Source organism: Sulfitobacter sp. M13 (assembly GCF_053474885.1).
In genome coordinates this window covers 27,232-52,500 of the sequence record NZ_CM130281.1, presented here as the reverse complement: position 1 = coordinate 52,500, position 25,269 = coordinate 27,232, and the positions used below count along the sequence as shown (strand labels likewise).

22 protein-coding genes, 1 tRNA gene, 2 rRNA genes, 1 pseudogene and 1 other annotated feature (1 of these 27 only partly in view) are annotated in these 25,269 nt (G+C 54.1%); of the genes and pseudogenes, 14 read left to right on the top strand and 12 right to left on the bottom strand.

Translation table 11 applies throughout. The annotated features are described in order from the left end of the window. The 3 genes from ACVBAU_RS00235 to ACVBAU_RS00225 form a co-directional block, all read left to right on the top strand. A 23S ribosomal RNA gene (locus ACVBAU_RS00235) occupies nt 1–1,688 on the top strand; it begins 1,147 nt to the left of the window's first position. Between the two features lie 89 nt (nt 1,689–1,777). Next, a 5S ribosomal RNA gene (gene rrf / locus ACVBAU_RS00230) occupies nt 1,778–1,892 on the top strand. Between the two features lie 74 nt (nt 1,893–1,966). Beyond that, nucleotides 1,967–2,043: transfer RNA gene (locus ACVBAU_RS00225), tRNA-Met, on the top strand. Nucleotides 2,044–2,232: 189 nt separating this feature from the next. Here the strand turns inward: ACVBAU_RS00225 and tnpC are convergent. From tnpC to ACVBAU_RS00195, 6 genes are all read right to left on the bottom strand, one after another. Next, nucleotides 2,233–3,792, bottom strand: a complete 1,560-nt coding sequence (gene tnpC, locus ACVBAU_RS00220; protein WP_237271760.1) for an IS66 family transposase — start codon at nt 3,790–3,792, stop codon at nt 2,233–2,235. A gap of 54 nt (nt 3,793–3,846) precedes the next feature. Next, nucleotides 3,847–4,203, bottom strand: coding sequence for an IS66 family insertion sequence element accessory protein TnpB (tnpB, locus tag ACVBAU_RS00215; RefSeq protein ID WP_448327214.1), 357 nt, complete (start codon nt 4,201–4,203; stop codon nt 3,847–3,849). Continuing rightward, nucleotides 4,200–4,631 (bottom strand): IS66-like element accessory protein TnpA, encoded by a 432-nt coding sequence (gene tnpA, locus ACVBAU_RS00210; RefSeq protein ID WP_067629910.1) that lies wholly within the window; start codon nt 4,629–4,631, stop codon nt 4,200–4,202. Before tnpA ends, tnpB begins: the two co-directional genes overlap by 4 nt. A 43-nt stretch (nt 4,632–4,674) precedes the next feature. After that, a complete protein-coding gene (locus ACVBAU_RS00205; RefSeq protein WP_448327212.1) occupies nt 4,675–6,111 on the bottom strand; it encodes a recombinase family protein in 1,437 nt (478 codons plus the stop codon). 119 nt (nt 6,112–6,230) lie between these two features. Beyond that, entirely contained in the window at nt 6,231–6,416 is a 186-nt protein-coding gene (locus ACVBAU_RS00200) for a hypothetical protein (protein WP_448327210.1), read from the bottom strand. Nucleotides 6,417–6,609: 193 nt separating this feature from the next. Continuing rightward, nucleotides 6,610–7,050: a hypothetical protein gene (locus ACVBAU_RS00195; RefSeq protein ID WP_448327209.1), complete on the bottom strand. Its 441-nt coding sequence runs from the start codon at nt 7,048–7,050 to the stop codon at nt 6,610–6,612. A 195-nt stretch (nt 7,051–7,245) separates the two neighbouring features. On the opposite strand from ACVBAU_RS00195, the gene ACVBAU_RS00190 reads away from it, so the two are divergent. Next, nucleotides 7,246–8,333, top strand: a protein-coding gene (locus ACVBAU_RS00190; RefSeq protein ID WP_448325853.1) for an IS3 family transposase whose coding sequence is annotated in 2 segments (ribosomal slippage) — nt 7,246–7,507 and nt 7,507–8,333 — 1,089 coding nt in all. Because the reading frame shifts where the segments join, the coding sequence is not laid out codon by codon here. A 34-nt stretch (nt 8,334–8,367) separates the two neighbouring features. Here the strand turns inward: ACVBAU_RS00190 and ACVBAU_RS00185 are convergent. From ACVBAU_RS00185 to ACVBAU_RS00175, 3 genes are all read right to left on the bottom strand, one after another. Beyond that, entirely contained in the window at nt 8,368–8,817 is a 450-nt protein-coding gene (locus ACVBAU_RS00185) for a hypothetical protein (RefSeq protein WP_448327207.1), read from the bottom strand. Nucleotides 8,818–9,195: 378 nt separating this feature from the next. Further along, complete coding sequence (locus ACVBAU_RS00180; protein ID WP_448327205.1) at nt 9,196–9,882, bottom strand: hypothetical protein; 687 nt, start codon at nt 9,880–9,882, stop codon at nt 9,196–9,198. A gap of 46 nt (nt 9,883–9,928) precedes the next feature. Next, nucleotides 9,929–10,687 (bottom strand): hypothetical protein, encoded by a 759-nt coding sequence (locus tag ACVBAU_RS00175; RefSeq protein ID WP_448327204.1) that lies wholly within the window; start codon nt 10,685–10,687, stop codon nt 9,929–9,931. A 1,093-nt stretch (nt 10,688–11,780) separates the two neighbouring features. Between ACVBAU_RS00175 and ACVBAU_RS00170 the strand changes: the two genes are divergently transcribed. Beyond that, on the top strand, nt 11,781–12,386 hold the full coding sequence (locus ACVBAU_RS00170; RefSeq protein WP_448327202.1) for a hypothetical protein: 606 nt from the start codon (nt 11,781–11,783) through the stop codon (nt 12,384–12,386). Between the two features lie 45 nt (nt 12,387–12,431). Continuing rightward, nucleotides 12,432–13,394: an SIR2 family protein gene (locus ACVBAU_RS00165; RefSeq protein ID WP_448327200.1), complete on the top strand. Its 963-nt coding sequence runs from the start codon at nt 12,432–12,434 to the stop codon at nt 13,392–13,394. A gap of 78 nt (nt 13,395–13,472) precedes the next feature. Here the strand turns inward: ACVBAU_RS00165 and ACVBAU_RS00160 are convergent, their stop codons facing one another. Further along, the gene (locus ACVBAU_RS00160) at nt 13,473–13,871 is read right to left on the bottom strand and encodes a hypothetical protein (RefSeq protein WP_448327198.1); all 399 of its coding nucleotides are present in this window, start codon (nt 13,869–13,871) and stop codon (nt 13,473–13,475) included. A 232-nt stretch (nt 13,872–14,103) separates the two neighbouring features. Between ACVBAU_RS00160 and ACVBAU_RS00155 the strand changes: the two genes are divergently transcribed. From ACVBAU_RS00155 to ACVBAU_RS00140, 4 genes are all read left to right on the top strand, one after another. Then, nucleotides 14,104–15,258, top strand: a complete 1,155-nt coding sequence (locus tag ACVBAU_RS00155; protein ID WP_448327196.1) for a C4-dicarboxylate TRAP transporter substrate-binding protein — start codon at nt 14,104–14,106, stop codon at nt 15,256–15,258. 559 nt (nt 15,259–15,817) lie between these two features. Then, nucleotides 15,818–16,204, top strand: coding sequence for a hypothetical protein (locus tag ACVBAU_RS00150; protein WP_448327195.1), 387 nt, complete (start codon nt 15,818–15,820; stop codon nt 16,202–16,204). 419 nt (nt 16,205–16,623) lie between these two features. Beyond that, a complete protein-coding gene (locus tag ACVBAU_RS00145; RefSeq protein ID WP_448327193.1) occupies nt 16,624–17,943 on the top strand; it encodes a plasmid recombination protein in 1,320 nt (439 codons plus the stop codon). 114 nt (nt 17,944–18,057) lie between these two features. Continuing rightward, on the top strand, nt 18,058–18,462 hold the full coding sequence (locus ACVBAU_RS00140) for a hypothetical protein (RefSeq protein ID WP_448327191.1): 405 nt from the start codon (nt 18,058–18,060) through the stop codon (nt 18,460–18,462). A 3-nt stretch (nt 18,463–18,465) separates the two neighbouring features. On the opposite strand, the gene ACVBAU_RS00135 is transcribed toward ACVBAU_RS00140, so the two are convergent. Together ACVBAU_RS00135 and ACVBAU_RS00130 are read right to left on the bottom strand one after the other, a co-directional pair. Continuing rightward, nucleotides 18,466–19,443, bottom strand: coding sequence for a zinc ribbon domain-containing protein (locus ACVBAU_RS00135; protein ID WP_448327189.1), 978 nt, complete (start codon nt 19,441–19,443; stop codon nt 18,466–18,468). A 56-nt stretch (nt 19,444–19,499) separates the two neighbouring features. Next, nucleotides 19,500–20,774 (bottom strand): annotated as a pseudogene (locus tag ACVBAU_RS00130) (IS3 family transposase). Beyond that, nucleotides 20,372–20,488, bottom strand: a sequence feature (AL1L pseudoknot). (Overlaps the previous pseudogene by 117 nt.) Before the next feature lie 259 nt (nt 20,775–21,033). On the opposite strand from ACVBAU_RS00130, the gene ACVBAU_RS00125 reads away from it, so the two are divergent. The 4 genes from ACVBAU_RS00125 to ACVBAU_RS00110 all read left to right on the top strand — a co-directional run bounded on the left by ACVBAU_RS00125 (nt 21,034) and on the right by ACVBAU_RS00110 (nt 25,207). After that, the gene (locus tag ACVBAU_RS00125) at nt 21,034–21,957 is read left to right on the top strand and encodes a nitrilase-related carbon-nitrogen hydrolase (protein ID WP_448327187.1); all 924 of its coding nucleotides are present in this window, start codon (nt 21,034–21,036) and stop codon (nt 21,955–21,957) included. Nucleotides 21,958–22,268: 311 nt separating this feature from the next. After that, nucleotides 22,269–22,679, top strand: coding sequence for a GAF domain-containing protein (locus tag ACVBAU_RS00120; protein ID WP_448327185.1), 411 nt, complete (start codon nt 22,269–22,271; stop codon nt 22,677–22,679). 75 nt (nt 22,680–22,754) lie between these two features. Further along, complete coding sequence (locus ACVBAU_RS00115) at nt 22,755–23,198, top strand: sensor histidine kinase (RefSeq protein WP_448327183.1); 444 nt, start codon at nt 22,755–22,757, stop codon at nt 23,196–23,198. Between the two features lie 344 nt (nt 23,199–23,542). Further along, nucleotides 23,543–25,207 (top strand): phosphoethanolamine transferase, encoded by a 1,665-nt coding sequence (locus tag ACVBAU_RS00110; protein ID WP_448327182.1) that lies wholly within the window; start codon nt 23,543–23,545, stop codon nt 25,205–25,207. Nucleotides 25,208–25,269 lie beyond the last annotated feature (62 nt).

Sequence of the window (25,269 nt, the reverse complement as noted above, 5' to 3'; positions counted from 1 at the left end):
TTGCGGCGAAGATGTAACGGGGCTCAAGCCATGAGCCGAAGCTTAGGATGCATTTAGTGCATGGTAGCAGAGCGTAGTGTGACATAGTTCCATGTGTCCTTATCCTCCTTCGGGTGGAATTGGACACAAGGAGCTTTCTGTGAAGCGGGCCTGTGAGGGATCCCGTGGAGAGATCACTAGTGAGAATGATGACATGAGTAGCGACAAAGAGTGTGAGAGACACTCTCGCCGAAAATCCAAGGGTTCCTGCTTAAAGCTAATCTGAGCAGGGTAAGCCGACCCCTAAGGCGAGGCCGAAAGGCGTAGTCGATGGGAACCAGGTTAATATTCCTGGGCCAGATGGAAGTGACGGATCTCGAAGGTAGTTCATCCTTATCGGATTGAATGGGCTGCTTAGAGGTTCCTGGAAATAGCTCCATCGTTAGATCGTACCCTAAACCGACACAGGTGGATAGGTAGAGAATACCAAGGCGCTTGAGAGAACTATGTTGAAGGAACTCGGCAAAATACCTCCGTAAGTTCGCGAGAAGGAGGCCCGGTCTGTACGCAAGTACGGGCTGGGGGCACAAACCAGGGGGTGGCGACTGTTTATTAAAAACAGGGGGCTCTGCGAAGTCGTAAGACGACGTATAGGGTCTGACGCCTGCCCGGTGCCTGAAGGTTAAAAGGAGGGGTGAGAGCTCTGAATTGAAGCCCAGGTAAACGGCGGCCGTAACTATAACGGTCCTAAGGTAGCGAAATTCCTTGTCGGGTAAGTTCCGACCTGCACGAATGGCGTAACGACTTCCCCGCTGTCTCCAACATAGACTCAGCGAAATTGAATTACCGGTCAAGATGCCGGTTACCCGCGGTTAGACGGAAAGACCCCGTGCACCTTTACTACAACTTCACACTGGCATTAGGCCGAACATGTGCAGGATAGGTGGTGGGCTTTGAAGCGTGAACGCCAGTTTGCGTGGAGCCTCCCTTGAGATACCACCCTTGTTCTGCTTGATGTCTAACCGCGGTCCGTTATCCGGATCCGGGACCCTGTGTGGTGGGTAGTTTGACTGGGGCGGTCGCCTCCTAAATCGTAACGGAGGCGCGCGAAGGTTGGCTCAGAGCGGTCGGAAATCGCTCGTTGAGTGCAATGGCAGAAGCCAGCCTGACTGCGAGACTGACAAGTCGAGCAGAGTCGAAAGACGGCCATAGTGATCCGGTGGTCCCAAGTGGGAGGGCCATCGCTCAACGGATAAAAGGTACGCCGGGGATAACAGGCTGATACTGCCCAAGAGTCCATATCGACGGCAGTGTTTGGCACCTCGATGTCGGCTCATCTCATCCTGGGGCTGGAGCAGGTCCCAAGGGTACGGCTGTTCGCCGTTTAAAGAGGTACGTGAGCTGGGTTTAGAACGTCGTGAGACAGTTCGGTCCCTATCTTCCGTGGGTGTAGGATACTTGAGAGGAGTTGCCCCTAGTACGAGAGGACCGGGGTGAACGATCCACTGGTGGACCAGTTGTTATGCCAATAGCAGTGCTGGGTAGCTATGATCGGACAGGATAACCGCTGAAGGCATCTAAGCGGGAAGCCCCCCTCAAAACAAGGTATCCCTGAGAGCCGAGGTAGACCACCTCGTCGATAGGCCAGAGATGTAAGCGTAGTAATACGTTCAGTTGACTGGTACTAATTGCTCGATAGGCTTGATTTGATCCAGTAGAAGAAAGACTAATCTACTGAGACAAAAGCATACACATACAATCAGTTGTACTGACTTGGACATTTAGAGGTTTTACTCGGTTTGGTGGTCATAGCGTAAGCAAAACACCCGATCCCATCCCGAACTCGGCAGTTAAGTGCTACTGCGCCAATGGTACTGCGTCTTAAGACGTGGGAGAGTAGGTCACCGCCAAACCTAGCAAAACCTCTAAATAACGTATCTCTCTGCGATGACAATTAATAAGCCAATACATACTCATTGGCACCCGGCGCGGGATGGAGCAGCCCGGTAGCTCGTCAGGCTCATAACCTGAAGGTCGTAGGTTCAAATCCTACTCCCGCAACCAACTTTAGCGAACAAGCCGCGTCCGAATAGGATGCGGCTTTTTTGCTGTCCGCAAAGATCAACAGTCCCAACAACTTACCCTCCAGCTGCGCCGTGTGGCCCCGCTCCGCATCGTAATGCTGTCAATAAGCTCTCCAAGGACTTCTGACGCGCGATGCACAGTAAGCGTTCTCAGGAGGGCACTGTCGGGTCAGCTTGACGTCTTGAAGTTCCACGGGAGCAGATCGTCGATGCCGCTTTGTGGGTGACCATTGGCGATCGCTGTGAGGGTTGCCTTGAGATAGGCGAAGGGCTCGATGCCGTTGATCTTGCAGGTCTCGATCAGTGAGGCGATGCGGCCCCAGGCGATACCACCCTCGTCATGCCCAGCGAAGAGGGCGTTTTTCCGATTGAGGGTGATGGGGCGGATCAGGTTTTCGACGCGGTTGTTGTCGATCTCGACGCGCCCATCGGCCAAGAAGGTCTGCAGTCCGTCCCAGTGATTGTGGATGTAAGTCAGCTTTTCACCCAGCCGGGATTTGGTGGAGATCTTGCGGCGCTCAGCCTCCAGCCATTCACCGAATGCTGCGACCAGCGGGGCACTGCGGGCCTGACGGGCAGACAATCGCTGGCCGGAGGAGATGCCACGAATGTCAGCTTCGACGGTATAGATTTCGGCGATGCGGCGCAGGCCTTCGGCGGCGATCTCTGAGCCATCTCGGTCAAAGACTTCCTTCAGCTTGCGGCGCGCATGCGCCCAGCAATGGGCCACCCGAATGGGGGCACCGCCCTTGCGCGTGGGTTTGGTCAGCCGATTATAGCCCTGATAGCCGTCGATCTGCAGGATGCCGTCGAAGCCTGTCAGGAAGGTTTCGGCATTCGCGCCCGCCCGACCGGGGGCATAGAAGTAAACCACACCGGGCGGATCTTCACCGCCCCATGGTCGGTCATCGCGGGCCAGTGCCCAGAGATAGCCAGTTTTGGTTTTACCGCGCCCCGGATCCAGCACCGGGGCCGTGGTTTCGTCCATGAACAGTTTGTCGGATCGTTTCAGGTGTTCGGCCAGCCGGTCGACGACGGGCTTGAGGTGGAAGGCCGCCTTGCCGACCCAGTCCGCCAGCACAGCGCGGTGCAGATCAAGACCCGCACGCGCCAGGATCTGGCTTTGGCGGTATAATGGCAGATGATCCGCATACTTGCTGACCAGCACATGGGCGATGGTGGCCTCGGTCGGCAGGGCACCTATGATCAGATGCGATGGTGCGGGAGCCTGGGTCACGCCGTCGGTGCAGGTCCGGCAGGCGTATTTCGGGCGGACGGTGACAATGACGCGCAACTGCGCCGGCACGATGTCCAGCCGCTCACTGCGGTCTTCCCCGATCTTGTGCATAACGCCGCAGCCGCAAGGGCAGCTCAGGCTGTCAGGTTCGATGACTTCTTGGATGCGCGGCAGTGCGGCCGGTAGATTGCCGATGGTGCGCTTTGGCGCAGATTTGGTTGTCGTCTTGTCACCTGTCTGAGCGGCCAGTTGGTCCTTCTGCACCTCGACCTCAGCCAGGGCGATGGACAGATCCTCGAACGCCAGCTGCCGCTCATCCTCGGTCAGCTTTTCCGACCGTTTGCCATGTAGGGCATGGTTCAGCTCCGCAATCAGGTGCTCTTGCCGTTGGGTGATTTCCGTAAGCGCCGCTACCTTTTCCATCAACGCCAAAACCGCCGCACGCTGCGCAGCAGGGATGGTGGATAGGTCAATGGCGGGTGTCGTGATCATGCCATCAGGATACGATAAAACCCCATTAAAAACACACAAAAGACAGCGGTTGATTCACTCTGCCGCAGCAGGTGGGCGCATCTCCAGAGCCTTGACCTTGCGCCAGTCCAGACCGGCAAACAGGGCCTCGAACTGGGCGTGGTTCAGCGCCATCATCCCGTCCTTGATCGCCGGCCAGGTGAAGGTCGCTTCTTCCAGCCGCTTATAAGCCATCACCAATCCGGTGCCGTCCCAATACAAAAGCTTCAGCCGATCCGCCCGGCGCGAGCGGAACACAAAAACCGTGCCGGTGAACGGATCCTTGCGCAGCAGCACCGACGACACGATCGACGCCAGACCATCATGACCTTTCCTGAAGTCCACAGGCTGCGTCGAGACCAGAACCCGCACACGGTTTGATGGGAACATCATGGCTGACCCTCGATTGCCCGCACGATCTCGGCAACCCGGGACGAACTGGTCGTGCCATCGAGCCGGACTGTCACACGACCAATCCCAATCTCGATGGAGGTATGGGATGACTCGTCAGGCTTCGCGGACCGCCCCGCAACGGCCGACATATGCGCACCGCCGCCACCATCCGAGACTACGAGTGGCGCAAAACTAAAGGCGTCGTCATCGCCCGCAGGTAAAACCAACCGGCCATCGCGTGCTTGACTCCGCCATTCCGATAAATGGTTCGCCCGAAGCCCATACCGCGCCGCAACTGCATTCACGCTCACGCCCGGCTGCAAACTCTCAGCCACGATCCGTGCTTTGACCTCATTGGGCCACCGCTTCTGGCCATTGGCCCGTATCTCCACCCCGTAGTCCCTGAGAAACTCTACCGTAGTCGCCATCGCGAAACTCCCGCCCAATATCCGTCAGAAACGGAGTCGCAGCTCAGGCGAAAACTGGGAAGGTGCTGTCCAGGCAACGCTTACGATGCACAACATCCGGGTCGTTAAGGATGTCGGAGATGTCGTCAATCGCAGCGCGGTGGAGTGCTGCTAAGTCCGGTGTGATCTCAATAGGATCCTGAGCCTGAGTAGCCAGATCCGCCTCAAGCTTCTTCTTGGTTGCTTCAGCCTCTACCAGCATCTCGTATATGCTATCCGTTGCTCGGTCATCGCGGACTGCGCGCAGGCAGCCGTCGATGGATTTTTGCTGCTGCGCAATTGCGTGACGCAGGACTGCGGTCGCTTCGTGTTTGGTTCGATTTTTCTCCGCGATATGGCGTCGATACTCCTCGGAGAAGCGCGCAACAGCCTCTGGCATCATCAGCGCATCTCTGAGCCCTGCCAGAACCAAAGGCTGCAACCGGTCTATACGGATCCCTGGGATGCCCTTGCAGATCGCGGCACCCTTCTCTTTGGCGTTGGCGCAATAATATGCCCGGCGCGCGCCTGCTCCTGCGACAGTCATATTACCTCCGCACTGGCCGCATTGGACGAGCCCAGAGAGCAAATATTTCTTGCGTCGCAAGGCGACGGGTGCCGCTTTTGACAAGGTCCTTCTTTGCGTGCGTTGGCACGCTTTTACCGCTTCCCAAAGTGCCGGTTCGATGATCCGCAACTCGGGCACATCGTGCACAACAAGTTCTCCCTCATCCCGCTTCCGTGATACCCGCTTGTCGGTTTCCGGGTTCTTGCGGTAGTTCAACCGGTTCCACACGCGCGTGCCGGCATAGAGTTGGTTATTCAATATCCCTGTGCCGCGGGCTGCGTTGCCGTATATTGTGTTGACCTTCCAGGCTCCCCCACGCGGGGCAGGGATGTGTTCTTTGTTGAGCTGGTGGGCAATGGCCCTCGGGCTGTTACCATCTGCGAACTCGCGAAAGATCCTTTTGACGATGATCGCTTGGGCCTCGTCGATCTCGGTCTCGCCGGTCTTACGCAATCCGGTCGATGGGTCGATGGGAATCCGGTAGCCAAAACTAAGCCCGCCTGCAGAGAGGCCATCTTTGATTCTGCCAGTTTGGCCCCGATGGACCTCCTGTGACGTCCGCTTGATCTGTAGGGCATCCATTGTGCCCTTCATGCCGATGTGAATCTCCTCGATACGGCCATCGGCCACCGTGTGAATCTCAACGCCGTTGAAATCGCAAACAGCGAAGAGATTCGCAGAAAGTTCCTGACTGCGGTTTAGTCGGCTTGTTCCCTCGGCGAGAACAATATCGACCAGACCGCTTTTGACGGCTTGCATCATTTTTTGGTAGCCAGGTCTGCCGCGGTTTGCGCCGGAGATCCCGGCATCTTCAAATGTCTCCAGAACCTCCCAGCCCTTTTGTCTCCGCAAAGGCGCGGCAACTCGCGATCTGATCTCGGGTCGAGTTGGCATTCTGCATCTCAGTCGAAAAACGGGCGTAGATCACGGCACGGCGGGCAGTCGAAGTCATTTGGTCTCCTGCGAACTGTTGTTCACGATATTAAGATGATTGCTTTGATAGTTGCCCCGCATCAATGGCGGTTTTGTGGCAACGCACCGAATGAAATGCGATATGACCTTGTTCGCCATAACTTTGCCCAAAAGTGCCTGCATATGGTTAACCCTGCGCTTGGTGTTTCTTCCTTCGTTCTGCCCTCTTCGGTGGCCCGCTTGGCGGCAACTTCAGCTATCAGGTCGATCAGATTTGTGAGGGTCATTCGCTTCTCCTTCGGTTGTGGACACACAAAACCAACAACACGACGAGACACGGTGGCCCTTAACGGTTGATCGTCTACGCCCGCACAGAGATGATCTGTGCGGGCGTCTCTTTATGGGCGGCGCGCTGACATCTGTAGCAGCAGAAGGGTCGCCAGCGTGCCTGATGCGGGGTGTCTACACCCGCATGTTCGGTCAGGCTGCTGCGCGTAGCCCCTGAAGGGCCATCTCGGCACGAAGCAGATCGTGCACAGCCGAAAGCGTTACGTAGAGCTCGACTAGCACTCCCAGTGCGTTGGTTAGCCGATCGGCTTCCGGCGTCATCCGCTCCTCCCCCCAATCCTGCGTATCGGATACGTTCTCCAAGGAGTGATCGTAATGCGTTTCGACATAGGTTCCTTCGATGATCTCGGCATCAAGCACGCCCACCAGATCGTGCAGCTTTGCGAGAACGCCTTTGTCGAAGATCGCCCCACTTTGAAGGAGCACCGCGAGTTCTTGCGCCATACGTTTCTGTTTTGGCGAAACGAGGTCGAGGACATCCTGTTCAATGCCGGTCGCAGCGGCGCGCGCAAGCGGGTAGCAGGCGGCCGCCATTGGAGTGACTTCTGTTCCTTGTGTGAATGGTAGTTCCATAGTCTTTATCCTTTGATGTTTGGGGTGCGGGGTCGCTCGAAGGCGCGGTTCCCAAAAGGAAACCGCGATCTACGCGCGACTACCGTGCCTGTTGTTCCCGGCGTTCTTCTTGCGCAGCTGCCCGGGTAATCCCCCCTAAAATTAGTGGTGTTCAAAAGTAGAATTTTCTCGGCAAGATATCTGAGGAGATTTACGATGAAGAACGGACGATTTAGCGATGCGCAGATCATGGCTGTGTTGAAGCAGGCGGAGGGCGGTGTGCCGGTCTCTGAGCTTTGCCGGGAGCACGGGATGAGCAGTGCCAGCTTTTACAAATGGCGGGCTAAATTTGGCGGTATGGACGCGTCGCTCATCGCAGAGATGAAGGACATGGCCGAGCAGAATCGCCGCCTCAAGAAGATGTATGCGGAGATGAGCATGCAGAATGAGTTGCTCAAGGAAGCCCTCGGAAAAAAGTCTTGAGGCCGTCTCATCGACGAGAGATGGCCATGAAGATGGTGGCGGTGCATGGGGTCAGTGTCGCGCTGGCGTGCCGCACGTTCCAGATCAGTGAGACCTGCTATCGCTACAGTCCAACGCTGAGCACCGAGAACGAGGAGATCGCCGATTGGTTGGAACGTCTGACGGCAAACAAGCGCACCTGGGGCTTTGGCCTGTGCTTTCTGTATCTGCGCAACGTGCAGGGCTATTGTTGGAACCATAAACGCGTGTACCGGATTTACTGCGAACTGGAGCTGAATCTACGGATCAAACCCAAGAAACGGCTGAAGCGCGACAAGCCAGAACCGCTGGCTGTGCCTGACAAGCCAAATGAGACGTGGTCGATGGATTTTATGGCCGATCAGCTCTCTGACGGCCGGTCGATCCGGACACTGAACGTCCTGGATGACTTCAATCGCGAGGGCCTTTGCATCGAAGTCGACTTCTCATTGCCAGCCGAGCGCGTGGTGCGGAGTCTGAACCAGATCATCGAATGGCGTGGAAAACCCAAGGCTATTCGTATTGATAATGGACCCGAATATGTCAGTGGAAAGCTCATGGAATGGGCAGAAAAACAAGGCGTTAGGCTGGAATACATCCAACCCGGAAAGCCCCAACAGAACGCCTATATCGAACGCTACAACCGCACGGTTCGCGGCGAATGGCTCAGCCAGTACATCTTTGAAACCATCGAGGAGGCACAGGATCAGGCCACGGAATGGCTCTGGACTTACAACAACGAACGACCCAACATGGGCATCGGCGGCATAACACCCGCAATGAAACTGAAAACAGCCGCCTGAATTCTACCGCTGGACCTCATTAAAAATGGGGGGATTACCCCCGTATGTCAGCGTCGGCCTGTAATCGTGCCTGCACGGCATTCATCCGCTCGATCAGTGGCGGATCCAGACGACCGATGAGCGTTCCGCTATCGTCGTCGTCATCGAAACCAGAATGATTAACGCTGACGATGATCCGACGGGCGCAGACAAAGCGCGACGGCCGCTTCAGGCCAGCTGCGTGGCAGGACGCTAACTCCCCGACTCTCACCTCGTAACCGCGGTTGGCGTTGGTCGGGGCGGAGGTCCCATAGGCGAGTTCGATGAAGTAGGTCCCGCCTTTGGTAAAGAGGTCGAGAACCAAGCAGGGGCGACGTTTGGGCCGCGTGCCCGTTGATGCGTCGTATTCGTCCGCGAGAGGATACCGGAACAAGACGACGTCGCCGCGTTCGACAAGGTTCTGCCAATCAAAGGCCGGCACGAATGGTTGGGGGGGTTGATGCATCTGGGGTCTCCTGTGATGCGATTGAAAATCGACACCAGCTTTGGAAACCTAAAAAGCCTCCAGTTTTGCTGCGCGTCACAAAGACCGCGCGGCAAAAAAGGAGGCAAAATCCGGGAGAGCGGCGAGAGGGTAGGCCCTCTCGTCAAATTTTATTGGAAGTTCTGTTATGCAGAAGTCGGGCGGTAAACGGCCATTCGCCGAAAAGATGACCGTACCCCGCCTAATTAAAGAAGCGGACCTTCAGCGAAAACTCTCAGGATATGCTTGAGCTGTTCGATAGAGAGGACGGATTTCGGGCACCGCGCACAATAGGTTCGGTTTCGAAATCATGGTCCTGAAAAACCGCGAGGCAACCTGGAACGCGGTTTTAGCCATGGATTACTTTCCGGAATAGCCGAAGCGATTGGCTAGTAATAAAGCTTGCTCAGAAAGTTCCACCTCCGGAACCGGGCGAGGCTTGTATCCCACTTTTGTGTTCGTCGGACTCCGTCGATCGAGGATGGGGTCGACGCCAAGGAACTCTGCAACGTCATTCAGCCGCTGGTCGAGATCTTCTAGGCGCACACGTAGGTAGGGAAGATTAAGATGTGCGGCATTATCCTCGACCATTTGATTCCAGCGAAACCAGTAGGTCACTAGCCGCTGCACCTCATCATGCTCACTCCAGACATCGAGATGCCGCTCTAGAAAACGGCGATGTTCTAATACAAAGTGCCATCGATCACGAACCTGACGGCGGTAGAGCATCCAGGCCTTCGGATGAAAACCGGTGCGACCGTAGGTGACATGCCGGAAGGGTCGCTTCGACAGCAAGCCAAGGCGATGGAACGATTGGATAACCCTCACAGGATCTCGTACGAGGTGAACGATCGGTGTGCGTGGGGGCAGCTGATCTAGAAATGGCGCAGCGTACCAAGAGCTTTCGAACCGGTGGGAACTATGATGCTGTCCAAAAACGTCATAGGCCGCTTCGTGGCCGCAAGACGCACCTGAAACATTCAGGACATCGGCAAGATAGCTGGTACCCGATCGGCCGCAGCCAGTGATCAATCCGTTCAAGGTCAAGTTTTCAGCCTTCTAAGTAGAGCACTGTAACGCGCTGCGCATTTAATCAGGTCTCGCTCTCATGGACGTCCCGAATCCAGTGGCTCTGGCCATCGATGAGGGTCTTTTTCAGGTTACTGGCCTGACGATGTTCGCGGCCGATGTCAGAGATCCAAAAGTCGCCTCCGACGCCAAGCAGCCGGCTCCGGAACTTCTTGGTGTATTGACCCAGTTCTGGGTTGCGATCCCCGTACAGCTGTTTCTCCGGATCAAGGTCCAACCTCATCTTCGACGCGCATTCATGCGCGAAGCTGCGCTCCAAAAAGCTAGGGCTTGTCGTGAAGATCGGCCGATCGTAGTTGTACTTTCGCCCGATATTGAGGCCTGCGATGCGGCGACGCGACCATTCATAGTGGAACGGCGAGCGTCCCTTCCAGTTCTTTTCCTTTGTTAGAAACGCAATCTGACGTGTCATATTGTCGAAATGCGGAAACACATCCTCCGGCCGCACTTCGCGGTCGATCACCCAGTCATCCTCAAGGTGGAGTGCCGCTGCTGCAGAGGTGTTCGACCAAAGCCACTTCACCGCGCCGGTGAAGCTGCAAGTATCAGGCGCGCGGATGTGGCAGGCAGGAAATCTCTCTCGGATCAGGTCGGCGCAGGACTGGGTGTCCTCGGCTGTGCCTTCGAACGGATCGATGTTGGCGTAGACCGTTGAGACCTCGAAGTTCGAGAGTAGGTTTTTCCAGAAGCTATCGAGTGTCCGTTCGAGCAGTTGCGGGCGGCTCCCCGAAACCAGAAGCAGATCGATTGCGGTGGTGTGCATGACTGGCGGTCTCCGACTTGCGCGCGACGCGCCTCATCTAGCATTGATATTGCGGGGGCAACTCTATGCGCCTGAAGGTTCGCTGTACACCCCGAAAGCATGAGAATGGCAGTGCTCTTAAATTGACCAACTACAATATGTTAAGCGCATAGCGGCGGCATAGAATATAGCGAGGCGCCGGGTGCCGTCGGTACTGAAGTCCTCAATACGGCCGGAATGCAACGACCGAAATTATTGCAGACTTTGATCAATGTGGCGTCAAGCATGACTGCGACCGATCGTCGGCTGTGCACGTGGTGCGATCAGCTGTGAAGATTGGTGTTGCTTTTGCCTTCGTCTAGCTGCGCAGGTGACGTTCAGAGCGGCGGGACGAAACTAGCAAAGTCCGCAAAGCGAACCTGCAGCATGTAAAATGCTGCGCTCTTCGCCCAATGTCCGCTTTGAAAAACTGCGCCGCAGGTTCGAGAGCTTGCGTAAACGGCAGATTGGGGCCGTCTGCTGCCTTGCGATTGCACGCATTTCAAAACCGTCTGAGACGTCTGAGAGGGTGCAGGGACAAACGGCGAGTGGTCCTTGCCTTGGAGCGTCCAGAGAGGGAAGTCCCCTCTTTGGTCCCAGACGGAAAGGCTGCCAGGGGGTGCAGGGGGAGTGGCGAACGACGACCCTGCGAGTGGGGATGAAAGGGGTGGGCGAAACCTCCCTTTCTCGGGCTGAAAGCCCCTTGAGGGTTTGGGAGAGTTGGACGTCTCCTAAGGTCGCCGCAGGCGGCCAGGGTCCAGGGGGCTTCCCCCTGGCGAATGCGTAGCTCGCACGTAGAACCGAAGGGCCGGAGTGCGAGCTACTTAGTGAGTAAATGACCGGCGTTCTGAACGGAGGGAAGTCGCTTGCGGCCCATAGCCGGCCTTGACCACCGATTACGGCGCTGCGCCGCAGCTACCACACAGAAGATATTGATCAATGTCGTAGCGAGAAACGCAATAATTGGGACGTGACTGTCTTGTCTCCGAGGATCTACTCATTGATCTCAATGGTCGCGGTTGCAAATCGCCATAAGTATGACATTCTCATTCTGCGCAACCTCAGGGCGAAAATCATGTCAGAATCCAGCACATTGCTAACTCTCAGCCTAACCACTTTCATTCGATATTACTCAATGTCCCACTCCAAACTGGTCGGCGAGATTGCCCGTAGGATGCAAGCTTCGAATGGGTACGATTATTATGGAAGTTTAACGGCTGCTGTGCGCGCAAAAATTAGCGGAGCATCAAACGATGAAATTCAACATATTCTTAACCGGTCTAGCAGTCCCTCTGAACTGAGCCATAACAAAGCTGCCTATGAGATGTTCTTAGAGAAATTTGGAACAAAGAATAACGTTGAGGTTTTCGATAAGAAAGGGAAGGTCAAGTTGTGCGGAGGGAAATTGGTTATTTCAGTTTCTCCCCTATTTTCTATGGAAACGTCTAAGAGCTTCGATGTTTATAACATTTGGGCTGCTCAAAGGCCTGAACTGGAACGAGAAAATGCGGGCGTTGGAGTTTATCTGATGCAAAAGGCATTCCTCAAAACAGCGCCTAACTACAAATATAAAATGTTTAATGCTGTTGAAGGAAAGATGTTTGCAGCCGTCAATAAAACTATTCCCCAAGCGATTGACGGGCTTTCTAAAACGATCGTCGAATATGCTTCAAACAGCTAGTTCGTAAAAATGAGGAAAACATATATATTCGGAAATGGTTTAGGTATGGCCATTGCCCCTGAAGCCTACAACTTGACAGCCGCGATGTCGAATGTGTGGGCAGAGGATATGCTCAATGTCGACCAAAAGCGTTTGATATCAGCTTGTCTTCCAGTTGGATGCGATCAGCCAACTTCGGAGGAAGAGCTAGCGACACTCCAAGACACTGTCAGCGCCTGCGAAGTGCTGCTTACCGTGCGTGACACAGGTGCAGGTCATTGGCTATCTGAGCAAGGGAGGCAGTTTCCCGAAGCAGTGCGTAAGTTTGCGTTCTTGGTCGCGAGGCGTATGTATCTGTCCAAACATACTTTCGGTGATCAAGTGGAGCAGCGTTGCTGCCTGCCAGACTATTTTATAGACCCGCTCATTGCGCAGATTAGGGCTACTCAATCTCATGTTGCAACGCTGAATTATGATGGGCTACTTTCAAGCGCATTGAAGGCCTCCGGTGTGATGGGCAGCGATCAGGCAATTCTATTTGATGGATTTGTGGATTCCAAATTCAATCGTCGAAACATGTTTCGGCAAAAGAATTTTGGTGGCTGGTATCTACATCTTCATGGTGGGCCGCTCTTCGCGGACAGAGGAGCGTCATCACCCTACAAACTTTCGGATGCGGCCTTTGATAACAAACCCTTGGAACGAACAAATGCCGGACGCCATATCGTATTGACGCATTTTACGCATAAGCCTAAAATCATTGAAGCGTCTGAAATTCTTAGTATTTACTGGGAGTTTTTGGAGCGATCATTTCAAGAAAGCTCTGAGATAGTAATCTTTGGATATTCTGGAAACGACCTGCACCTCAATAGGCTTATTTCTCAAATGCGTGGAGATAAAATCGTCAAAGTCATTGATTGGCTTGGTTCAGGAAACAACAAAAACAGAACCAAGTTTTGGAACGAGCAGTTGGGAGATGATGTTGAATTAGAATTACTTGAAGATGTTTTGACCTTTTCCGACTGGTAGCTCATCCTAAACGACCAAGGGGTTGAATTTCGTACAGTAGGCGATTTCCATGGTGTTCTCACAGGCTTTTTCTCTCTCTCAGCCGCTTTTCCTTGAGTTAAATCCAGTTTTGCTCACGCAGCGAATGTCTGCTTCCCGCCCATCCATGTCGATCGACACGAACGGCCCAGACCTGCCATTCACTTTCAGTTGCAAAGCTGCGGCGCGGCTCGTCGAAGCGGCCGTTGGTGGATGGTGCAGCATTTTTGGCGACTGAAACGTCGGTGTGCAGACAAAGCCGACCTTGATGGTGTTAGGGTAAATGGCTGCAATCGAAAAGTAGGGTGTCTGCCAGCACTGATTTGGTTGTTCCAAAAACGATAGTTTTTGAACGATGATCTGCAGTTCGGTGATCTCCTGCGGCGAGGGTAGAATGATCTGAACTCTGTATGCCGATTGGTTTATCGAAAGACGGTGACACAAAGTTCTCACCGGCATGGCGCTATTGGTCTGGTGCCCTCTGCCAAGTACAGCGGCGGTGGAATTGTGTTGACTTGCGCAGGCAGCATATAGAAGTTCCTGTATTATGGGGAATGTTGTTCTGCCGGTCGAAATCGGTGGATAACTCACCTGGCGCTTGGGAGAGCGGTCCGCGGGACAATCAACACAACACGCCCGCCGCCATGCTGAGATCGTGCCGGACCGGCGGCGTTAATGCTTGGAGGAGCAAATGAAAACTACTGGTTACAATCTGACATTGGCCGCAACAGTGGTTATGACCGCGATCGCCGGACAGGCCACCGCCAAGGATCAGCTAAATTTTGCTTATGGTTATCCGCAAAACTCGAATATCGGGATGGCTGTGGATGATTACGCTAAAGCGATCAAAGAACGCTCAGGTGGTGAAGTTACTTCTACCGGATTTCCAATGACCTTGCTGAGCTTGTCAGAGACAAGCGCGGGTGTCCGCGATGGACTGGCTGATGTCGGCGTATTGCTGATCCCATATTTCGCAGCTGAGTATCCTACGAATCTGTTCCTGCACGAGATGAACCAGTTGATCAACCTTGTGGAGAATCCGACCGGTAAGGAGCCCTTAGCGTTTGCTGGTGCGATGCTGGAATACACGCTGAACGATTGCCCGGAATGTCTTGGAGAATTCAAGGCGCAAAATCAAGTGTTTACCGGCGGTGGTGTGACCCCGTTGTACAGTCTGCTGTGCAAGGGTGTAGAAGTCACTTCCACAGAAGACCTCAAAGGCAAGCGGCTACGCGCCGGTGGAGCGGGTTTCGTCCGTTTCGCTGAGCATTTCGGAGCGCAGGCCGTAAGCTTGCCGGTGAATGAGGTGTATGAGGCGCTCGATCAAGGTATCATTGATTGCGCTATGCTGAACAATCCCGAAATCACCAATTACAGCTTGGATGAGGTCCTCACCGACATTACGCTGGGTGTTCCAGGTGGTGCCTTTGCCGGTGTGGGCGCCGCCAACGTCAACCTTGACCGCTGGAAAGACATGGACGACAAAGCGCGCGAAACGCTACTGTGGGGCGGCAGCCATATGACAGCTGACATCACGTGGAATTACTATACCAACGATGCCGTCGCGATCCAAGATTCACGTGACAGCGGCGTCAATATCCATCAGCCGGAGCCGGAGCTGGTGACTGCGATGCAGGAATTCGTAAAGCAGGATCTCAAGACTGTCGCAATATTGTTCAAAGATACCTACAACGTTGAGCGTGCGGAAGAAATTGCTGCTGCCTTTCCCGCGTTATTGGAAAAGTGGAATGGCCTTGTCGCAGAAATCGACAGCTCGGACGCGCTCCAGCAGCTGTATTGGAACGAAGTGCTTTCCAAAGTGGATCCATCGACTTACGCCCAGTAAGCTAAATGTGTCGCTCTGACGCATAATAATGAGGGCGCCTCCTTCTGGGTGCGCCCTCCTTCCCTTTCTCTGCGCATATTCGGCGAAAATCCGGAAGGTATAGCTTAACCGACACTCGGCAGCCCTTTCAAAAACGCTCGTTTTTGGCACTGCGGAAAACCGGCCTATTTCCAGCTGCAAAAAATCCCGCGCACAATCTAAACAGTTGTTGAGGATTTTTGGTTCACCTCCGTTAGCTGCCATTCATGCATAATGCAGCATCGGTTAATTTGGGCTCACTGCCGACCTTCGCTGCACTTGCAAACGAAATCAGCGTCAAACCGGAGGGCGAGCGGCGGCACTGCGGACCTTTCAGACCTTCGCTGCAAGTGGGCCAATGTCGGGGTCAGCGAACCGTTCAACAAGCGGTCGTTTTTTGGCAGATCTTTCAGGCTAACTTAAACTCGAAGTTGCTTGTCAAATATTCGCAAAGTAATCGCCGACTTTCTCAAGCGGATATATTGCCATAATTTTTCCATAATACGCTGCCAAGTAATCTTGAAATAATGTTGGAGTTACAATGCCGTATAAAACCTTTATGACATTCTTAGCCACGCTGATCGTAGTAATGCCTGGTCCGTCTCAAGCCGATGAACCCTTCATGCCCTATATGGATCCTGATGGAACTGCGCCTCGGGAAATCCAATGCCGTATCGCGGACCATGGCACTATTTATCATAGTGGATCCTGCTATTTTCAGGCTGATGTTGGAGGCTCCTTCACGGTAGTAACCGGAAACGCAAAATATGCAGCTACTGTGGGTCCAATCGAAGGTAATTACGCTCAGGGTATGTGGACCGAAGAAGCTTACGCGAGCCATATGCACGGCCAGTTGCACGACCTTAATCGTTCCACTGAGGACCCGGCGTGTTGGGAAAACGATGAGCTTTCAATCTGCGCTTGGTAAGCTTCAGATCAAGGTTTTACGAAAAGGTTGCTGAACTGACGTTCAGCTGCCTTCAGCGTCCGTTCAAAAACGCGCGGTATTGGCACGGCTGAGAAACGATCTATTTTTGGCTGTCTCGCAACAGCGGATATCCATGGATCGCGCAGCATCGGTTACATTGGGTTCACTGCCGACCTTCGCTGCAGATGCACCCAGACAAAAAAGTGTCGTGACCCTGAGCGTCTGCTTTCTTAGGACGCACCCGTTTAGTTTGCAGGTGCAGCGAATGTCGGCAAACCGCCCAACTGACCGAAGTGTGATGGAGCTGGCTCGATTGCATTTGCGACAAAATCTTTCACCAGAAATCTTTGCCGCCCTCAAATTATCACCTCAAAAATCCCATCACCATTTTCTCATCTCCACCATTGAGGAGATGAAAAATGGACGGTTTACAATTTCACACCCGCTACCCAGTGGTTCTGCGGTTCGAGGGTATCGGGCCTGAGAACCTCGCTGGATACGAAAAGCACCGTAAGCGGGTCGGGGGCGACACCGGTCACATTCTAGAGAACCCGCCAGCCCCAAATCGCCGTCTGATTGGATCCGAAAACTGGGCGTCTGAAGCTTTAGCTGAGATTGCCGAAATAAAGGCACAGAACTTTGCGGCCGAACTTGAGGCGTTGGAACAGCGCAAGCGTAAAAAAGATATCCAGAAACGGCTGGCGGAAGGGCCGCACAACCCTTGGCGTCCGACACGTCACGGTCCAATGCGAGAGGTGATTTTGACGGCCAACAAAGAGTGGTTCGATGCTGACCCTGCAGCGGTCTTCGATGAAGGTGTCGAAAACAACCAAAGGATTGCGGATTTTGAGCGCTTGTCAGTTGCTTGGTTGAAAGAACAGTTTGGCGATGACGTCATTCACGCCCGCGCAGACCTTGATGAAGAAGCTTATCACGTCCACGCCGTGGTTATGCCGCGTGTATGTGTCGAGATTAAGCGCACTGACAAGGCAACGGGCGATAAGAAAGTCATCGCGACCCGGCTGATGCTACAACCGTCAAAGTTCGATGTGATCGAAGACTACGAGCACGCTCAGGATAGCGTCGGCGCGTGGTTTTCTCAGATTGGTCTCGACCGCGGTGAAAAGCGCAAGGAGGCGTTCCGCCAAGCCGTCGCCCAAGGTGAAACGCCGCCGCCAAAACGGATGCATACAAAAACCAGGGATTGGCGGCGCAAGAAGGACAGTGAACTAGCCAGGCGTGAGCATGATCTTGATGCTCGAACAGAAGCGGTCGAAGAAAAGTCGGCGGAGGCGGACGCCATCATCGACATCACCGAAGCCATCGCGGACGGCGTTGTTGATCCCTCGGCTGTTGGAGCAGCGGCAATCGCACCGGTGAAGGGTCGCGAGAATGACCCAGTTTTCCTGAGAGCACAAAACAAAGCGAGGCAATCGCCCACGGGCACAGCGCGCGTTGCGAAAGCGTTCCGCCGCGGATGGGGCGCAATGTTCAAGAAAGCGCGCACGGACGCCTTTGAACGGGTTTCGGATGAGTTCCGCGCTGCCAACCGAACATTAGAGGAGGCCACATCAATGCTGGCGAAGATTGGGGCCGCTCTCGGCGACGGCTTCACTGAAAATGTGGCTGCTCTCTCGGAGCTTACGCAACGCCTCAAGAAAGCAGTTATCGCGGGAAATCTTCCACACGAAAGAATCGAAAAAAGAAGTTCAAGCAAAGACAATGACTTAGAAAATTGACCGATTTTTTGTTGCAGTAAAAGTCACCGCACGCCGATTTGCTCTCCCATCTTTTTTTTACGTAGCCCAGACATTCCGCCCGGGCCTGAACTTACTAAGACAGAGGAATATTAAATGAACAACCGCATGCAAGGAAAGCCTTCCAAAACCACCCGTAAGAAACGCGCTGAAGTGCCGATGAGCGCAGCGATGCAAGCAGCGATGTTCAAGGTCGCCAACGTTGCCGCGAACTTGTCCAGAAAAGATGAAGCAGCCCAGCAAGCTGCGCGCAAAGCCATTGCTGACACTATCGAGGAATGGATCGCCTTCCTGACGGAAAATGAACCAGAAGCAGTCGATCAGTTCTACTATGAGGTTTGTATGATGGCCTCTGCCGGCAACCGCCGCCGTATCTCCAAACACGCGCTTATGCCTTCAGGTATCGCCGAGCAAGTTGAGGACGATCTGAAAAAGCAGAAGGAAGAAGCTGAACGAGCCGCGGAAAAAGCCAAAGAGGCGGGTGATCAAGTTCCGGCCTAAGTTTCATTCGCAGAGATCGAGATTTGTTCGCCAAAGGCCAAATCCGGCTCCCGCAACCAACTTTAGCGAACTTTCGCATTCAACAAGGCCCGCATCACCTGCGGGCCTTGTTGCGTTTAGCATCTCCAATAGCTTGCCACGCAGCTCAAGGTGGTGAACCTTCGCCTCTGCGTCCCAGGTGACCACCACTGTATCAACAAAGCTGTGCAGCTCTTCGCTGGCGCGACCAGACACCTCTTCGTCTTGAAGGGGCGCCACAATGTCTTCGACATATGAATGGTAAAGCGCTGGTAGGTCAGTAGGCAAACTAATCGGCCCTGGCATTAGTGTGGAGCGTTTGCCGCGGGCCTCCGTTAGCTCTGCGTCCACGTTATTGAGCTGAGCAACAATAGGGGCAGAAAAGTCTCCATCCTCTACCGCTTTCATCAGGTTAGCATGCCTTGTTTCCAGCTTGCGGATGCTCTGATTGTGCAGCCGCAGCATACCCTCATTTTCTTTTTCAGCGGCTTTCATACGCGCCAGAAACTTCGCTCTAAACTCTGCGTAGGCTTCGTCTTGCATCAGCCCAGTTTTGAGGCCTGAAAGAATTGAGATTGCTGCGTCCTGTTCTTTCAAGCCGGGCATACCAGCGCAGATGGCCGCACCTTTCTCCTTAGCATTGGCGCAGTAATAGCGTCGTGCTTTGCCGCTGCCCGCGATAGTCAGATTGCCGCCACACTGACCACAGGATAACAAGCCTGACAGCAAATATTTGCGCCGACGCATCCCCTGAGCCACGGAGAGGCCGTTAGGGTCGTTCGCTGCGCGTTTGGTGCGAATCCGTTGCTGGGCTGTCTGACGCGCTTTTATGACCTCCCAGACGGATTGCTCGACAATCCGTAGTTCCGGGGCCTCGAACGTGATCCAGTCTTCTGGTGGGTTCATCCGCGGGATCCGTTTGCCGGTCTCGGGGTGTTTTGAATAGCGCTGGCGGTTCCACACACGCCGACCAATGTAGATGAATCGCCCCGGGTTTGTCGGAGACCTATAGCTTCATTTCACGCGACCATATCGAGCACGTCACGCTGTGCATAGAAGTTCTCTTCGGCCTCGGCTGGCGGGATATTTCCGATGGGGCCAAGCAGGCGACGATTGTTGAACCAATTGACCCAGCCGAGAGTGGCCATTTCCAGGTCCTGCATGTTGCGCCATGGTCCCTGGCGGTGGACCAGTTCGGTTTTGTAGAGACCATTTATAGTTTCAGCGAGGGCGTTATCGTAGGAATCCCCGACGCTGCCGACCGATGGTTCAATGCCTGCTTCGGCCAAACGCTCGGTATAGCGAATGGATAAATATTGCCCGCCGCGATCCGAGTGATGGACCAATCCGCTTTTCTGGACGGGCCGTCGATCGTGCAGGGCCTGTTCAAGAGCATCGAGAACAAAGTCAGTTTTGGCAGACCGGGAGACCCGCCATCCGACAATGCGATCAGCGAATGTGTCGATAACAAAAGCCACATAGACAAAACCCTGCCAAGTTGACACGTAGGTAAAATCGCTGACCCAGAGCAGGTTCGGCGCAGGTGCCCTGAAGATCCGGTTCACCTTGTCACGCGGACAGGGAGCAGATGTGTCCGGGATCGTTGTTTTGACAACCTTTCCACGCACCGCACCACGGATGCCGATCTGTTTCATCAGTCGCTCCACCGTGCAGCGCGCCAGCTCAAAGCCCTCGCGCTTCAGTTGATGCCATGCCTTACGGACGCCGTAGACCTGGTAATTCTCATCCCAGACCCGTTGGATCTCCGGGCAAAGCGCTCGGTCACGCTGATGACGCGCCGAAGCTTTGGACGGATCAGCGAGACATGCCACGCGGCGGTAATATGTCCCCTCTCGGCAGATTGCTACGCAATCGCCTGCCGGGCAATGGACGGCGCGATCGGCAGGACCCTGCAAATCGACTCGACGCAGTAGACAACGCGCTGATCCTCAATGAAGGCGATCATCGCTTCAGTGGGCGGTCGAGTTCCGCCTGCGCAAAATAAGCTGACGCCTTGCGCAATATCTCATTCGCCTGGCGCAGTTCACGGTTCTCTCGTTCCAGAGTCTTGATGCGATCACGTTCCTCGGTCGTGACACCGTCGCGCATGCCACTGTCTTTCTCGGCCTGCTTGACCCATCCACTCAAGGTCTGGGAAATACAGCCAATCTTGGGTGCAATGGCCGCGATCGCGCCCGCTGCGTCTCATAGGAGCCTTGATGCTCAAACACCATACGGACCGCGCGGGCGCGGACCTCAGGCGAGTAGCGATTTGCCATTTTGCTTTTTGTCATAACCATCATCCTTACTTAAGTTGATGGTCTCCGACAGACCCGGCGCGATCCATAGATCCATCCTGTCTCGGGACCTAAAGGCTATTCAATAGCCTGAGCTACACTCAAAGAATTATCGCTATATGGAGAAATAGGACAGCTCTCTGCACATCAGCCGTACCGATATTTAAGCATTTAGCTTTTTAACGGGAAACGTGTTGTAGAGGGTGGCTTCTGCGCTACTTCACACTGGACTAAACATAATTCAGCAGGGATGCACATGGAACACGTTTCGATCGACCTCTGGGCGTCAAATCTTGAACCCATTGTCCCTGACCTTGCGGCATGGCTTGCTGAGCTTGAGGCGCGCGTCGCACAGACCGCTGCACGCGGCGGCCACATGCTTGTTCTTCCAGAATTTGCATGTGCGCAATGGTTAAGCTTTGCACCTGTGGATCTACCAACCGAAAGCACGATGGGGTGGTTGTATGAATGTGGCGAAATCGCATTGGATGCCATTGCTGATATGTCGGCGCGACACGGTATTTCGATCCTCGCTGGAACGATACCTTTTGCTGCAGGGCTTCAGGAAGGCACGCCAACATATCTAAACCGTGCATGGTTACTGACGCCCGAAGGCGCGCGCCACGCGCAGGATAAGCTAAGCCTAACGCCACTTGAAGCGCAGGGAGCAGGCGGCGTTACCGTTCATGGTGAAACGATTAACGTGATTGAGTGGAATGGTCTGCGCATCGCAATGATCATTTGTCTGGATAGTGAGTTCACCCACCTCTGGTCACGGCTTGGGCAGCTCGATCTTGATCTGATCATTATTCCCGCCAAAACGGATATGATCACGGGCTATAACAGGGTCTTTAGTTGCGCTCGTGCACGGGCGATCGAGCTTCAGACTGTTGTTTGCGTTCTTGGCGCAGTTGGTGTGCCATTTGGACAGCCCCTGACGGATACAGGCGTGGGTGGTGCCAGCGTCTTTCTGCCGTGCGATGTCGGTGTCGCGCTTGATGGTATTCACGTCACTCTTGCACCGCAGACGGCCGCGATGATGACAGATCGCATTCTGATTGCGACTGATATTCCAGTGGGTGCGTGCCGGAGAGTGCGTAACGGTCATGCCGAGGCCGAAGTTTGTCCGGCAATATGGAACGCTGATCATCTGTCCGTCGTTGACCCGGCCTCTCAATAACATCTGATTTAGAAGTTATGTTTTTGCTTTTAGTTCAACCGGTTACCTTCACGGTGGTCCAAACCCCGCTTTGCTAAGGCTGACCTTCGATCACTGGACGGCATCAAATAATGGGCCGACTTTGCCGCAGCTTCTTGGTGTGCGAAGAGCCTATCGGCGCTCGGACAAGTTAATATTGGAGCGTCCCGTAAGTGGACATGACGCAATAAGCCCCCTTCCCAAACCAAATTTTTGACCGCTGACACTGGCGAATATTGCAATTAGCTTTCTCAAGAGCGCCTATGAGTTCTGACATAGTGAGATGCTAAGCCATGAATGCCCCATCCAACGCTCACGATTTCCTGCAAGATATTGACGCGATCGGTCGCAGCGCGGTCATTCCAACACTACTTGAAACGATCGTGCCCGCGATCGGTATGGGCTTTGCAGCTGTAGCGCGCGTAATCGAAGCGCGCTGGATCACATGCAGCGCTCTCGACAATATATCGTTCGGTCTAACGGCAGGCGATGAGCTCGAGGTGGAAACCACACTGTGTCACGAGGTCAGGCAATTCGATCAGGAGATTGTGATCGATGACGTGAACAACGATCCGACCTACGCCGCGCATCACTGCCCCGCCCGTTATGGTTTTCGTAGCTATATCTCCGTGCCGATCCGACGCGCGAACGGGTCATTCTTCGGCACACTTTGCGCCATCGACCCCAACCCTTTCCGCGTTTAGGATGAAAGGGTTTTGGCTATCTTCCGACTGTTTACCAAGATGATAGGAGAAATCCGGGATTCTGATGAGGAACTTTTGGCGAGCAAAGATGCCTCGTCGCACGAGCGCGGTCTGGCTCACGCCCTAGAGCAGTTCATTGCCATCTTGGCGCATGATTTGCGCAATCCGATAAATGCACTGTCGTCTGGCTGTAGGTTGATAGAGCGACGAAATATTGATGCCGAGACGGTTGAGCTCATAGGTTTGATGCGCGCTTCGGTTAATCGTATGGGGCTCTTGATCGAGAACCTTCTGGATCAGGTCCGCAAACGCAGTGGTGGCGGTATCGTTTTCGAGCGACGTCTATTCGAAGATTTGGGCCCAGCTTTACATCAGATCTGCGCCGAGCTTCGGACCGTGACGCCAGATCAGCCGATTGAGATGACTGTCGATTTGCCAAGCCCTGTGTCTTGCGACGTCGCGTGCATGTCACAGTTGTATTTGAACCTGCTGGGAAACGCAGTCACCCACGGCGCTTAAGGAAAACCTATCAAAGCCGCAGCGCGGCTTGTAGATAATGACTTCATTCTGACTGTTGCTAACAGCGGGGACCGCATTCCCGAAGAACTGCTTCCGACGATATTCATGCCATTCGAACGCACAAGAAACCGTTTCAGTCGCGAAGGGACACGGCGGGACGCTAACAGTAACTTCGGACGATGATGAGACCGTTTTCACTTTTCAAATGCCCATGTCATCCAGCCTATCACGCGCGAATAGGGCTGTGCTTGTGACACCAGCGGATACAGTAAAACGCCATTCGTAAGCTTCTCGTAAGCTTAGGCTGGTCATGAGAACGCAATTAATCTTGCGAAAGCTCTGCCATGCCCTTTGTCCAGACCCTTTTATACCGAACATCCCTTCTGCGTGCGCAAATAAGCATCTCACCAGCCCTACTGACCGTCTTTTCCATCGCTTTCATGTTTGGTGTCGACAATAGTACGTTCTGGTACATCGCCAGCGACGTCTTCTCGGGCCACCTACTTTCACTCATGGGCTATATGGCAGCCGTGTTCTGCCTGACGTTGGCGGCCTTCAGCCTGTTTGCATTTCGGTGGACGGTGAAACCATTTCTAATTTTAATGCTCATATTGGCCGCCATGACATCGTATTATGTGGATACGTTGGGCATCATCGTTGATCGCGACATGATCCAGAATGTCATGGTGACCACCGTAGCTGAATCCAGGCATTTGATAACGCTTGGCTATGTGGCCCATATTCTTGCCTTCGGTGTTTTCCCCTCGCTCATTGTGATGTGGGTACGCATTCGACCTCAGCGACGGGTCTGGGCTGCGGTGACGCCGATAGTGACATTTGTTGTCAGTCTTGCTTTGGCGACAGGGTTGCTGATGGTGGATTTGAAATCCTATGCGTCGATCCTACGCGAACGGAAGGATTTCATGAGCAGCTACCAGCCCGGCGCGCCGTTGGTGGGCGCGATCCGTTACGCCAAGATGATATCGCGTTCTGCCAACCTGGTCCTGACCAGCACAGGTATGGACGCAAAAGCCGGCGCTGCCTATGACGCGCCGCAAAAGCCTATGCTGACGATTGTCGTCGCGGGGGAAACCGCGCGGGCCCAGAATTTCAGCCTGAACGGATATGATGTCGACACAAACCCGGAACTGTCCAAGCTGCCCGTCATCAATTTCAGCAACACGCATTCATGTGGCACGGCCACAGCTGTGTCGCTGCCTTGCATGTTCTCCAAGTTCAGCCAAGACAGCTACTCTTTTGAAAAGGGTACCTCGACCGAGAACGTGCTGGATGTGTTGGGACATGCGGGGCTGAATGTCGAATGGTGGGACAATAATACGGGCGACAAAGCGATTGCCGCGCGGTTTGACACACGCAGATTGACCAATCTCAAGAACCCGGAATTCTGTGCAACGGGGGAATGTATCGATGGCATATTTCTCGAACCCCTCAAGGAATACATAGCATCGGTCAACAAGGACACGGTATTGGTGCTGCACCAGATCGGCAGTCACGGGCCGACCTACTATCAGCGTTACCCGGCAGAATTTGAACGCTTCACACCCGCCTGCCGCACCGCAGAATTCAAGAAGTGCACGCCGCAGGAGATTACCAACGCTTACGATAACACAATCGCCTATACGGATCATATTCTGGCCCAAACCGTTAACATGCTGGCCGCAAATGACGGACTGGCCACGTCGCTGTTTTATGTGTCCGACCACGGTGAATCGCTTGGCGAAAGTGGGCTCTATTTGCACGGCGCACCCTATTTCATGGCACCCGAAACACAGACCCATGTGCCGATGATCCTGTGGATGTCTGACGCATTCCAATCCCGCTTTAGCATTGATGAAAGCTGTGTGGCCGACCAGAGGGACAAGGCGCTGTCGCATGACAACCTGTTCCACTCGTTGCTGGGATTGCTCGATATCCACACAGCAGAGCGCAATCCAGATCTGGATATCTTTACCCCCTGCAAAACAAACGTTGAGGTAGCTAAGTTATGAAGCCTGACCTTACAAACCCACGCGAGAAACCTGAACGGGTGACCGGGGTTGCCCATCTGTTT